This is a genomic window from Sphingorhabdus sp. (genome assembly GCF_023910635.1).
Lineage (GTDB): Bacteria > Pseudomonadota > Alphaproteobacteria > Sphingomonadales > Sphingomonadaceae > Sphingorhabdus_B.
This window is the reverse complement of record NZ_JAAVVZ010000014.1, coordinates 63,057-75,656: the sequence shown is the minus strand read 5'-3', so window position 1 is coordinate 75,656 and position 12,600 is coordinate 63,057. Positions and strand designations below refer to the sequence as shown.

Genomic DNA, 12,600 nt, shown 5'->3' with positions numbered 1-12,600 from the left:
CGAATCCATCGCTACAGACTTGGTCTTTCCGAAATAGGAACCTATATCGCTCTCGACCCGCCGGTCGGAGCGCTGGCGGCTATCCTCGGGATCGAACAGGAAGAAACGATATGGCAAAGAATAGCCCCGGTGAATTCATCCGTCAGGTACGGACCGAAATCGGCAAGGTGGTATGGCCCTCGCGCCAGGAAACCGTGCAGACCGCGATCATGGTGTTGATCATGACGATCATCCTTGCCATCTTCTTTTTAGGCGTCGACGCGGTGTTTGCCGCAATCGTAAAGGGGCTGCTCGCGCTGGCCGAAGGCTAAGCGCAGACCCTTCAGAGAGTTTTGGGGAAAAGAAATATATTATGGCACGCTGGTACATCATTCACGCTTATTCGGGCTTTGAAAACAAGGTCCGCGACCAGATTCTGGCCGAGGCAGAGCGCATTGGCCTCACGCAATTGGTCGAAGCCATAGAGGTTCCAACCGAACAGGTTACCGAAGTGCGTCGCGGCAAGAAGATCAAGGCCGAACGCAAATTCTTCCCCGGCTATGTTCTGGCAAAGCTGAACATGAATGACGACGTCTATCACTTGGTCAAGAATACGCCAAAGGTCACCGGATTTTTGGGCGCGGGTAACAAGCCGCAGCCGATCACCGAGGCCGAAGCCGCCCGCATCCTCAACACCAAGCAAGAACTCGAAGCTGCGCCCAAGAAGCGCGTTTCGGTCGACTATGAAATTGGCGATCAGGTCAAGGTGCTTGGCGGACCATTTGCAAGCTTCAACGGCTTGGTCGAAGAACTCGACTTCGACAAAAACCGCGTGAAGGTATCGGTCAGCATCTTCGGCCGCGCAACCCCAGTCGAGCTGGATTTCGAAGAAGTCGAATTGATGAAGTGACGGTCCCCCCGACCGTCACCGCCCAGACCGTCACCGCCCCGGACCGTCACCCTGAACTTGTTTCAGGGTCCATTTATCAACCTAAAACTTCGGTCTGCGTGGCACGATGGATGCTGAAACAAGTTCAGCATGACGTTTTGGGGAATGCCGCTCTGCGCCCTCCGCGCCTCTGCGTGAACTCCTTGATTTGTCATTCCCGCGAAAGCGGGAACCCATGGACTGAGCTATCGGTAAAATGGTTCGCACAAAGACGTGAAGGCACAAAGAAGTTGCTCCGGGTCTTCGTGTCTTCGTGCGAACTAAAATTGTATCGCGCGCGGAAATATCGGGCCACGGGTTCCCGCTTTCGCGGGAATGACAATTTTGGGGTATTGGGGTCTGTGGATGACAATTCCCGTCACCCCAGGGTGACGAGCGTGTTGATTTACGTGTCGACTTAGACTAATTGCCCCCTCTCCTGATGAGAATCAGAAGAACCCGTGCGGGAGGAAGTCGCCAATTCACTTTGGGGACGACTGTTTGACCGCTTAATTTGACCCGCCGTCGCAAAAGCTTTGGCGGGGAAAGAATGAAAGGACGCCATATATGGCAAAGAAAATTGACGGCTATATCGGCCTGCAAGTCGCTGCAGGTTCGGCCACACCATCCCCGCCAATCGGCCCTGCTTTGGGTCAGCGCGGCGTGAACATCATGGAATTCTGCAAGCAGTTCAATGCGGCGACCGCCGACATCGAAAAAGGCACGCCGATTCCAACCAAAATCACCGTTTTTGCCGACAAGAGCTTTACCTTCATCATGAAGGCACCGCCTGCAACCTTTTTGATTAAAAAGGTTTTGGGTTTGAAGGCCGGTTCGAAAGAGCCAGGCAAGCTGTCGGCTGGTAAAATTACCCGCAAGCAACTGGAAGAAGTCGCGACCCTGAAAATGGCCGACCTCAACGCGAACGACATGGACGCGGCCGTAAAAATCATCGCAGGCTCGGCTATCGCCATGGGTCTCGAAGTCGTGGAGGGTTAAGAACATGGCCAAGCTAACCAAAAAAGCAAAGTCGCTCGCGCATCTCGATGCGGACAAATTATACGGCGTGGATGAAGCGCTGAAGACCATCAAGGAACTGGCGACTGCCAAGTTTGACGAAACGATTGAAGTCGCGTTGAACTTGGGCGTTGACCCGCGTCATGCCGACCAAATGGTCCGCGGCATGGTTTCGCTGCCTGCGGGCACCGGTAAGGACATGAAGGTTGCCGTGTTCGCACGTGGCGACAAGGCGACAGCGGCGACTGCTGCTGGTGCGGACAAGGTCGGCGCTGAAGACCTGATGGAAGATATGCTGGCTGGCAATCTCGATTATGACCGCGTTATCGCAACGCCGGACATGATGGGCATCGTTGGCCGCTTGGGTAAGACCTTGGGTCCAAAGGGCCTGATGCCAAACCCAAAGCTGGGCACGGTTACGATGGACGTTGCCGAAGCCGTGAAGGCGGCAAAGGCCGGTCAGGTTGAATTCCGCGTTGAAAAGCAAGGCATCATCCACAGCGGCATCGGCAAGAAAAGCTTCTCCGATTCCGACCTGCGCAAGAATTTCGACGCTTTGGTCGACGCAATCGTGAAAAGCAAGCCAAGCGGATCAAAGGGCAAATATGTCCGCCGCGTGGCGATCAGCTCGTCGATGGGCCCAGGCCTCAAGATCGATCTGTCAGACGTCGCCGGCGCGTAACGCGTTTCGCAATATGCACAAAAAAGGGGCTGGAGGGAAACCTCCGGCCCTTTTTGTTTGGGCAGAACGCACGCCACCCACTGCACCAGATATCGCCGCGACGTAGATGCCCCCCCCTTGCGTTGGAGCGATGTAGGCTGGGGCCCATTCCTCCAGCCCTTTTTCCTTGATGTTCTTTTTTTGTTCCTATATCATAAAATTGTTGCTTCGGCTAAAAGGTTGCGAACCAAAATCATAGGATTGCCCTAGCGGCCATTTAGCTTTATTCGAATTTCGATAAGGGGTGGAAAACTGTGCGAAAAATCGGCTTTATTTCACTGTTTTCAGGCGCGGGTGGCCTTGACATCGGCTTGGAATCCGCAGGATTATCCTGTCGTTACGCCGCAGATATCGACCAAGCAGCATATCAAACGTTATTGTTGAATAAACAGCGGCAGACGGGACATCTTGCTAACGCGGTGATTGAGAATGCAGATGTTTCCGAAACGACCGGAGAGCACATTCTTGATGTAATCGGCGTGAAACGAGGTCAAATCCCACTGCTGGTTGGCGGCCCACCTTGCCAATCTTGGAGCAGCGCCGGTCACCAAAAGGGCTGGCTTGATCCTCGTGGCCGCTTGTTTGATGATTTTGTGAGGCTCGCTGGGGAATTAGATGTCCGCTGGCTGATGTTCGAAAACGTCCGAGGCCTTTTAACCGCACGGGGCCCTGATGGCGTGCCGGGATCGGCCCTCGCACTCATTCGCAACAAACTATTGAACGCCGGCTTTCAAACGCAGGTTGCATTATTGAACTCAGCCGATTTCGGAATTCCCCAGCGCAGAGTTAGGCTTGTCGTTTTTGGATATAGGCTTGGTGATCATTTGGCATTCCCTCACCCTAGTCATAACAAGCAAGGTTGCCTAACACCTTGGGTACCGATGGCAGAAGCATTGGCCTCGGTTGGGAAGCTCTCGCCCGATGAGATAATCCGTCCAAATGACAATCTGTTCGAACAGCTAAGCCAGTTACATCCGGGGACAGGTGTCAAAAGTCCCGGTAAGGCCGAGGCGACACGTCCGGGCGGGCATTGGGGCTATAAGCAAGGTGCGTTCATTGCAGACACTGCTCTTCCAGCACGAACGGTTACCGCCAATCAGCAGCAGGATTGGGTTATTGATCCGGTCAACGGAATTAGACGTCTGTGTCCACGCGAATGTTCAGCTTTACAGACATTTCCGTCAGATTGGGTGTTGGCGGGCAAACGTGCGGACCAGTATCGGTTGATCGGAAACGCTGTTCCGCCGTTATTGGCGCAGAAAATTGGCACGGCATTGCATAGTCACATCCTAAATTCTTGGGACCAAGGCCGTGCTTCGTTAGATGTGCTTGTGCCGCTAGCGCCGAAACTTCAAGCCGCCATTCAATATACCGCGAAAGAGGAAAGGCGGAACGGCCCTTCAAGACGGGCAGCGCCAAATAGGCGTCTGTTGCCAATATCGGAAAATTTGCTTGCCAACGCTTAGCCCAACCCAATTGCTAGAATTGCACGACAAACTAAGAATAGAGGCACGCCGGCTCTACGAAGATGGTCTAAACCCCGTTGATCAAAGTGCCGATTGGCGTCAGGCGCTCACAGAGGCACGGATGATGATATCAGAAGCGCTTCGGGCGTCTGATTTTCTTTTTGATGTATCCGGTGCGCTACAACAATCCGGTCGGCATATGCTGGTGTTCCGGTTCCTTATGGCTCCGCCCGTTAGTCAGGACCAGTTTAAGCTAATCTGCAGTGACTGGCCAAAGAGCACCGAAAAAACCGGCGCTGCAGTCAAGGCTGAAAAGGCGGATATTGTCACTTCGACATTTCAAAGCTGGCTGGCGCTGCGGCTCGCACCATGGCTTCGAACCAAGCGGCGACCAGCGATGCGGGAACTAAATTCACTGTTGAAGGCTGTCGCTCCGCTGATCGCGTCCCAAAGGGTGGCAACCGCGCGTCGCAACCGACTTGCACTTATTCAAGAGGTCTCACTTATCGAAAAATTGGAGTCAAATGGGTGGCAGCTTTTGCCGACACGGACAATCGATCAGCAAGGAGCTCTATTGCCGCACCAATTCATGCACAAAGCTCGGTTTGCCAGCGGACTAACAGGCCGTGCCGAAGTCGATATCGCGTTGGGTTTGAAGGAGGGTGTTGTTCTCGCCATGGAATGCAAGGTAACGAACGACGAAACGAACTCGGTAAAACGCATCAATGATGTGCTTAAAAAAGCCGAGGCATGGAGAAGCCATTGGGGCAATTTTGTCCAACCTGCCGCATTGCTGGAAGGGGTAATAAAATTAGGCGACGTAAAACGGCTGCTCGATGGAAATGTAGCAGTGTTTTGGTCGCACCGGTTAGATCTGTTTGAAGATTGGCTAACCGAACGGATGTCATGACAACCAACTATTGCCTCCCAAGCATACAAATTTCGAGAGTTTCGTGATAATTCCGAATCCGGCTTTCTTAATATCGCGCTAGGTTCACGCCGGGCTTTTTCGAAGCATGCGCCGCCCAATCGCCACCCCCACATACCCCACCCACCCCCCACCCCAAAAAATACTTTCCTACAACCTATATGGTGATTTATAATTCATATTTTATCCAATAAAGGAAAGATCATGAACAACGAATGGCTGCAAATACAGGCGAACAATGGCGTGTGCGAGATTGGTACTGAACTGGAACATGACCCCGACATGACCGAAATCCGCAATGATTATCGCTGGACCCCGCAGTGCCAGCGCGCTTTTTTGGAGGCGCTGGCCTTTGGCGGTAGCGTCCTGCGCGCGGCGAAGCATGTGGGTAAGTCGCCGCGTTCGGCCTATGGTTTGCGCTTTCGGCGGGACGGCGCGGCTTTCGCTTTGGGCTGGGACGCGGCGATTCTGGTGTCGCGTTATGCCTTGCAGGACATGCTCATGGACCGTGCGGTGAACGGCTATGAGGAAATTTCGACCAAGCAAGACGATGGCACAACATTGCGCGGCCGGTTTGACAACCGGTTGAGCAAGGGCCTGCTTGACCGGCTGGATCGTTTGGCCGACGCGCAGGCGGTGCGGGGCAGCCGGAACGCGCATATACAATGTATCGTGCAGGATTTTGAAAGCTTCCTCGACCTGATCGAAAATGGCGGCACGGGGGCGCAGGCCGCATTGTTTTGCGCCGCGCGCGACGATGGTCCCGCCGCAGACGTCACGGACGCGCACAAACCTGCAATTGGGTGTGAACTTGTCAGGATTTCCGCCAGTGACAAAGCGGCGCCAGACATTTTGGACGAAGAACCTGCGGTCGCCGCCTACCGGCTGGGCGTGTGGTTTGACGAGGATGCATGTGCATGGCGAACCAATTATCCCAGGCCCGATGGACGAGACGCCCATTTGGTTACCGAAATCGGCTTTTTTGGTGATGTCGATTATGAACGCACGCTCACCTTGACCGAAGAGGCCGCGCATTTGGCGGCGTTGCAGCGCAAGCGGCAGCCATGGATCGACGCGGCAATCACGGCGCGCGATGCTTGGTTCGGCGAAAAGATGGCGGCTTGAGGGTGCCCTTCCCGCATCCTCCCCATCGTCCTTCGACAGGCTCAGGATCGATGGGGAGGATAAAGCGGCACGAACCCTTGACTCTGCGCCCAACCCTGCTAGTTGCACCCCTGTTCGGTGGAGCGACGGCTTCACCGGCAACCGTCCGAGACAGTTGGTGAACGGAATTTGCCGTTCTTAATGTCCAGCCTAGACGGGGATAGAGATTTCAGGATTGGCTTTGCCGTCCTTCGCCACTGCTCCGACACTCTGTCGTGTGCGTTCGGCATGAAACTTCCCCACGGACCAAGTCAGCGTAAGTGCCCATCCGGGTGCTTCGCTTTTCGTGTTGGGCTTACCCGGTTCGCCGGGACGGCCCGAATAAGGAGTAATGCATGAACCGTTCTGAAAAGACCGAAACAGTTGCATCGCTGAACGCCACTTTTAATGCAGCGGCGGTTGTTGTTGTTACCCGTAACCTCGGGTTGACAGTTGCACAATCGACCGACCTTCGTTTGAAGATGCGCGATGCGGGCGCAAGCTATAAGGTTGCCAAGAACCGTCTTGCCAAAATCGCCCTTGAGGGAACGTCTTATGGTGCGTTAGCAGAATTGCTAACCGGACCTACGGCGCTCGCCACATCGTCGGACCCGGTCGCCGCTGCAAAGATTGCGGTCGAGTTCGCCAAGACCAATGACAAATTAGAAATTGTCGGCGGTGCGATGGGTGACACTTTCCTCGATGTAAACGGTGTAAAGGCGCTGGCTTCATTGCCATCGCTCGATCAACTGCGCGCGACGATTATCGGGCTTGTACAAGCACCGGCAACGAAGATTGCGCAATTGACGACCGCACCGGCTGCGAAATTGGCACGCGTTTTTGGTGCCTATGCTGACCAAAAGGCAGCGTAACTTTTTACATGAAACCGGCTGCGTCCATTTGGGCGAGCCCTACAGATATGACAGAAAATCGGAGTGTTATTTAAATGGCTGATATTGAAAAGCTCGTAGAGCAACTCTCAACCTTGACCGTTCTTGAAGCGGCTGACCTTGCAAAGGCTTTGGAAGAAAAATGGGGCGTTAGCGCCGCTGCTGCCGTTGCTGTTGCTGCGCCTGCCGCCGCTGCTGCTGCTGTTGAAGAGCAGACTGAATTCGACGTTATCCTGACCGGCGACGGCGGAAACAAGATTGCAGTCATCAAGGAAGTCCGCGCAATCACTGCACTTGGTCTGACCGAAGCAAAGGCTCTTGTTGAGTCCGCGCCAAAGGCGATCAAGGAAGGCGTGAACAAGGCAGAAGCCGAAGACATCAAGGCGAAGATCCTTGCAGCCGGCGGAACCGTCGAACTGAAGTAACGCCAACGGCGGCATTCTGAACTTGGTTCAGGATCCATGCCATGGACAAAATGGGCGGCCTAGAAATGGGCCGCCCTTTTTTGTTGCCAAAGGCGCACATCATCACTTCACCGGATTTCCTTGAAAACATGGCCCACAACAGGCAGTCATGCGAGATGAATGATAACGCAGACCTCGCGGCACTGATCCGCAACATCCCGGATTATCCCAAGCCCGGCATCATGTTCCGCGACGTGTCGAGCTTGCTGCTTGATGCTGGCGGATATCGCATGACGATGGACCGGCTCGCGGCCTTGGTTGACCCCGATACAGAGCTGGTTGCCGGGATTGAGGCGCGCGGCTTCATTGTCGCGTCGGCCTTGGCCTATATCCTTGGCTTAGGGCAATTGATGCTGCGCAAGCCGGGTAAGTTGCCCGGTGACAAAATCGGCACCGATTATACGTTGGAATATGGCACCGACCGCATCGAAATGCATGTCGGCCATGTCCAGCCGGACCAAAAAGTGCTGTTGGTCGATGATCTGATTGCCACAGGCGGCACCGCCTTGGCCGGCCTTGACCTTATCAGGCAAGGCGGAGGCAAGGTCGAACAAGCCTTGTTCATCGTCGATTTGCCAGACCTTGGCGGCGCACAGAAATTGCGGGCGCAAAATATCCGCGTTGACGCACTCATTGGCTTTGACGGCGATTAGGCCGTGGACTTATGATTGCGGATAGCGGCTGGCGCAGGTCCGTATGGCCGATGGTTCGGGCCGCGCGCCGCTGACTTCAAACCGGGCGATATAGCCGCCAAGCTTCAATTGCTCGGTAAAGCCCGTCAGGCGGTACCCCACCGCGTCAAATTCACAGAATAACAGCTTTGGCGGTATGCCGTGCCGGTCCGTAGCCCGGTCACGGTCGACGACAATCACTTGCCCGCCCTTTGCCAGCGCCGGCCGCATCCGCCACAAAAACGCATAAGGCTCTTCAATCTCATGATACATATGCACCATGAAAATCCGGTCAAAGCTGTTCTGTGGCAGGCGGGGATCGTCGACCGCACCTTCCTTAATCGCCACATTGTCGAGTTGCTCGCGGGTCACGCGTTCGCCTAAACGATCCAGCGCGCCGCGGTTAATATCCTGCGCCAAGACGCGGCCCTTGGGGCCAACGCGCTCGGCAAGGCGGATGGTGTAATAGCCCTCGCCTGCGCCAATGTCGGCGACGGTGGTCCCCAATTGAATGCCTGCCCAATCCATGACATAACTGGCTTCGCCCGCTTCGTCCCGCGCTGCTTCGGTCGAAAATTCGGTGTCGCCAATGGCAGATACCGTGCGGTCAGGGCGGGGGAATTCCAAAGAAGTTGCGCTTTGTCCGCCACCTGCGCTTTCGGTGCAGCCGCCCAACAGCGACAGCCCAAGCATTAGGGCTGCTAACTTATGGGTCATGACGTTCGGTCGCATCGCTGCCGCGCCTCAGGCTTCGGCCAACGCAGACGGCGCTAGAGCCGCTTGGCTATCAAAGATGGTGAAAACGTCCTTCACCCAATCGGGCAGAGGGATGGGACGATGCACATCAAGGTCCACATGCACGCTGACCAAGTCAACGGTGGCGCGCAAATCATCGGCACCATCTTCGGTGAGGCCGTGAATTTCGACCATCTGCGTCATGCTTGTGCGCCCCGTGGCGATGGTGCGCGCCATGACTTCAATCATCTCATCGGGCTTGATGGGGGCAAACCATGTGACGGTGGCTTTCTTCACATGAAATTCCATCGGCGCATTATCGGCATATTCCCGAAACTTCACCGCGCGCCAATATTCGGTGATCGCGACATCGGCATAATCGAGATAGCGGGCGTTGAAGACAACGCCTTGCGCGTCGGTTTCCGACCAGCGCACGCGCAAGCTATGATGAAAAGCAAAGTCGCCACGTGCCATGTCAAATCGCCTTGGACTGCGCAGGGGTGTTCACACCCATGGATTGCAAATAGCGTTTCACATTGCGCGCAGCCTGTCGCAACCGGTGCTCATTCTCGACCATCGCAATGCGGACATAACCTTCGCCATCTTCACCATAGCCAACGCCGGGCGCGACCGCGACCTTCGCCTCGGTCAGCAACTGCTTGGAAAATTCAAGGCTGCCCAAATGCGCGAGCGCGGGCGGCAAGGGTGCCCAGGCAAACATCGACGCCTTAGGCGGCGGAATATCCCAACCGGCGCGCCCGAACGCCTCGACAAGGATATCGCGGCGCTTGTGGTACAACTGGCGGTTCTGCGCGACAATGTCCTGCGGACCATTGAGCGCGGCGCAGGCTGCTGCCTGAATCGGTGTGAAGGCACCATAATCAAGATAGCTTTTCACGCGGGTCATCGCCGCAATCAAATCGCGATTGCCCACGGCAAAACCAACGCGCCATCCAGCCATGGAATAAGTTTTGGACAAGGACGTAAATTCAACGGCAACATCCTTACCACCCTTGACCTGCAAAATCGACGGTGTCGGGTTGCCGTCAAAATACAGTTCGGAATATGCAAGGTCGGACAATATCCAGACCTTATTCTCCTTCGCCCATGCGACCAGCCGTTCGTAAAACGCCAGATCAACGGTCTCAGCGGTCGGATTTGACGGATAGTTTACCACCAATATCGACGGACGCGGCACGGTGAAGGCCATGGCACGCTCAAGCGAGCGGAAGTAATTTTCGTCGGGCGTGGTGGGCACAGAACGGATCGTCGCGCCTGCAATGATGAACCCAAAAGTGTGTATGGGGTAGCTTGGGTTCGGTGCCAGAACAACGTCGCCCGGCGCAGTGATGGCGGTGGCAAGGCTTGCCAGACCTTCTTTAGAACCCATCGTCACGACAACTTCATGTTCGGGATCAACATCAACACCGAAACGCCGCCCATAATAATTCGCCTGTGCTTTGCGAAGCCCTGGAATACCCTTGGACGCGGAATAGCCGTGCGCATCGGGCTTTTGCGCCACTTCGCACAGTTTTTCGATCACATGCTGCGGTGGCGGCAAGTCGGGATTACCCATGCCGAGATCGATTATGTCCTCACCCGCGCCACGCGCCGCCGCACGCATCGCATTGACTTCAGCGATGACATAAGGCGGCAGGCGCTTCATGCGGTAGAATTCTTCGGACATTGGCTCCCGTTTCCGGTTAGTTAATTACAGAACCGCCCTCATGCGCGAACTTTTCGTGCATTTCCAGAAAAAGCTATTGGCGCGCACATTAACGCGGCCGATTGCCCTTTGCCTTGTGCTTTACACCATGCTTCGATGGAGGTGGACCATCCTTACGGAACGGACGTGCGCCATCGCGGCTTTGTCCGCCACCACGTGGTCCGTCACTACGGAAGTTACCGCCGCGTGGTGGACCGTCGCCGCGTGGGCTGACGCCCAGTTGTGCACGCTGTGGACGGTCGCCATCGCGGCCCATTCGCTTGTTTTCGCGCGCCGCTTCCCGCGGCGGGCCATTGGCTTGCACGATTTCGACGTCATTGTCTTCGTCGTGCCCCGGTTGCGCAATGGCTTTGGTGAACTTGGCCACAGCAGCCGCCGCAATACCGACATGGGTTTCATTCGCGGCAATACGAATGGCACCAATGTCGTTCTTGGTCACGCCGCCACGGCGGCACAATAATGGCAAAATCCATTTGGGGTCAGCATTGTTACGACGACCAACATTCAGCTTGAACCAGACCGAATCGTCGAACCCTGCACGATGGTCGTCGCGTGGCCGTTCACGGCTGCCGTCATCCAGCAGGTCTTCGGCTTGCGGCATCTTGGCACGATGCACGCGCACCAAAGCGGCCGCGATGTCTTCTGCAGACATCGTCTCAAGTAATTTTGCACCCAGAGCGCGATCTTCGTCCTCAACCTCAACTGGGGTCAAAAGCGTTTCAAGCAGACGATCATGGTCCTTGGCGCGGATGTCTGCTGCGGTTGGCACCTTTATCCAATCCGCCTCAATCTTTGCACCGCGCAGCATGGATTCAACGCGCTTGCGGCGCTGATACGGCACGATCAAAACGGCGGTACCCTTGCGACCAGCACGACCAGTCCGTCCCGACCTATGCTGAAGCCCTTCTGCATCGCGTGGCAGTTCCACGTGCACAACCAACGATAGGTTCGGCAAATCGATCCCGCGTGCGGCAACATCGGTTGCGACGCAAACCCGCGCCCGCTGGTCACGCAAAGCCTGAAGCGCCTGGTTCCGCTCGGATTGCGAATGCTCGCCCGACAAGGCAACGACGTTAAAGCCGCGTTCGGTCAGACTGGCGTGCAAGCGGCGAACATTTTCGCGCGTCGCGCAGAACAGGATAGCCGTTTCCGCCTCATGCAAACGCAGCAAATTGACCACTGCGTTTTCAATGTCCGGTGGAGCGACCGTGACCACTTGATAGCTGATGTCACCATGGCCGCGATCTTCGCCAACGGTCGAGATCCGCAAAGCATCGCGCTGATAACGTTTTGCCAGCGAAACAATCGGTTTCGGCATAGTGGCAGAGAACAGCAATGTCCGCCGGCCTTCCGGCGTAGCGTTCAATATTTCCTCAAGCTCTTCGCGAAAGCCCATGTCGAGCATTTCGTCCGCTTCATCAAGGATGGCGACTTTCAAAGCCGACAGGTCAAGCGCGCCACGTTCCAAATGGTCGCGCAGCCGTCCGGGGGTGCCGACAACAATCTGCGCGCCTTGGTTCAAAGTGCGCCGTTCTTTCGAGGCATCCATGCCGCCAACGCAGGTCGCAATGCGCACGCCTGCTTTACCATAAAGCCACATCAATTCGCGACTCACCTGCAAAGCAAGCTCGCGGGTCGGGGCGATGATGAGCGCAGCAGGCTCGCGTGCGAGGCTAACTAGCCCGCCATCAAGGATTTGGGGTGCCATAGCAAGGCCAAAGGCCACGGTCTTGCCCGAGCCGGTTTGTGCCGACACGACCAAATCGCGTCCTACGGCTTCCTCTGCAATAACAGCGTCCTGAACAGGGGTGAGCGTAGTATATCCACGCGCGGTGAGCGCTTCATCGAGAAGCGGGGGAATATTTTCAAATGTCATTATAGCGCGCCTTTGCGCTCTTTTTTACGTAATGTCCATGCTGCGCCGCACAACAA

Annotated in this window: 14 protein-coding genes; 10 read left to right on the top strand and 4 right to left on the bottom strand. The window is 55.7% G+C overall.

The window, feature by feature from the left end:
* Positions 1 to 110: 110 nt before the first annotated feature.
* The 10 genes from secE to HEQ34_RS09660 all read left to right on the top strand — a co-directional run bounded on the left by secE (position 111) and on the right by HEQ34_RS09660 (position 8,189).
* Positions 111 to 311 (top strand): preprotein translocase subunit SecE, encoded by a 201-nt coding sequence (secE, locus tag HEQ34_RS09705; protein ID WP_296199998.1) that lies wholly within the window; start codon positions 111 to 113, stop codon positions 309 to 311.
* A 41-nt stretch (positions 312 to 352) separates the two neighbouring features.
* Positions 353 to 889, top strand: coding sequence for a transcription termination/antitermination protein NusG (nusG, locus tag HEQ34_RS09700; RefSeq protein ID WP_296199997.1), 537 nt, complete (start codon positions 353 to 355; stop codon positions 887 to 889).
* Positions 890 to 1,474: 585 nt separating this feature from the next.
* Positions 1,475 to 1,906: a 50S ribosomal protein L11 gene (gene rplK, locus HEQ34_RS09695; RefSeq protein ID WP_296199996.1), complete on the top strand. Its 432-nt coding sequence runs from the start codon at positions 1,475 to 1,477 to the stop codon at positions 1,904 to 1,906.
* A 4-nt stretch (positions 1,907 to 1,910) separates the two neighbouring features.
* Entirely contained in the window at positions 1,911 to 2,606 is a 696-nt protein-coding gene (gene rplA, locus HEQ34_RS09690) for a 50S ribosomal protein L1 (protein WP_296199995.1), read from the top strand.
* A gap of 293 nt (positions 2,607 to 2,899) precedes the next feature.
* A complete protein-coding gene (gene dcm, locus HEQ34_RS09685; RefSeq protein WP_296199994.1) occupies positions 2,900 to 4,111 on the top strand; it encodes a DNA cytosine methyltransferase in 1,212 nt (403 codons plus the stop codon).
* Positions 4,098 to 5,021, top strand: a complete 924-nt coding sequence (locus tag HEQ34_RS09680) for a XamI family restriction endonuclease (RefSeq protein WP_296199993.1) — start codon at positions 4,098 to 4,100, stop codon at positions 5,019 to 5,021. Before dcm ends, HEQ34_RS09680 begins: the two co-directional genes overlap by 14 nt.
* A 222-nt stretch (positions 5,022 to 5,243) precedes the next feature.
* Positions 5,244 to 6,164: a hypothetical protein gene (locus HEQ34_RS09675; RefSeq protein ID WP_296199992.1), complete on the top strand. Its 921-nt coding sequence runs from the start codon at positions 5,244 to 5,246 to the stop codon at positions 6,162 to 6,164.
* 374 nt (positions 6,165 to 6,538) lie between these two features.
* Positions 6,539 to 7,054 (top strand): 50S ribosomal protein L10, encoded by a 516-nt coding sequence (rplJ, locus tag HEQ34_RS09670; RefSeq protein ID WP_296199991.1) that lies wholly within the window; start codon positions 6,539 to 6,541, stop codon positions 7,052 to 7,054.
* Positions 7,055 to 7,128: 74 nt separating this feature from the next.
* Entirely contained in the window at positions 7,129 to 7,497 is a 369-nt protein-coding gene (gene rplL, locus HEQ34_RS09665) for a 50S ribosomal protein L7/L12 (RefSeq protein WP_296199990.1), read from the top strand.
* Between the two features lie 155 nt (positions 7,498 to 7,652).
* Positions 7,653 to 8,189, top strand: a complete 537-nt coding sequence (locus HEQ34_RS09660) for an adenine phosphoribosyltransferase (RefSeq protein WP_296200005.1) — start codon at positions 7,653 to 7,655, stop codon at positions 8,187 to 8,189.
* Between the two features lie 9 nt (positions 8,190 to 8,198).
* Here the strand turns inward: HEQ34_RS09660 and HEQ34_RS09655 are convergent, their stop codons facing one another.
* The 4 genes from HEQ34_RS09655 to HEQ34_RS09640 form a co-directional block, all read right to left on the bottom strand.
* Positions 8,199 to 8,924, bottom strand: a complete 726-nt coding sequence (locus HEQ34_RS09655) for a class I SAM-dependent methyltransferase (RefSeq protein ID WP_296199989.1) — start codon at positions 8,922 to 8,924, stop codon at positions 8,199 to 8,201.
* 27 nt (positions 8,925 to 8,951) lie between these two features.
* A complete protein-coding gene (locus tag HEQ34_RS09650; RefSeq protein WP_296199988.1) occupies positions 8,952 to 9,416 on the bottom strand; it encodes a thioesterase family protein in 465 nt (154 codons plus the stop codon).
* A gap of 1 nt (position 9,417) precedes the next feature.
* Positions 9,418 to 10,629, bottom strand: coding sequence for an LL-diaminopimelate aminotransferase (locus tag HEQ34_RS09645; RefSeq protein ID WP_296199987.1), 1,212 nt, complete (start codon positions 10,627 to 10,629; stop codon positions 9,418 to 9,420).
* 88 nt (positions 10,630 to 10,717) lie between these two features.
* Positions 10,718 to 12,544: a DEAD/DEAH box helicase gene (locus HEQ34_RS09640; RefSeq protein WP_296199986.1), complete on the bottom strand. Its 1,827-nt coding sequence runs from the start codon at positions 12,542 to 12,544 to the stop codon at positions 10,718 to 10,720.
* Between the last annotated feature and the right edge of the window lie 56 nt (positions 12,545 to 12,600).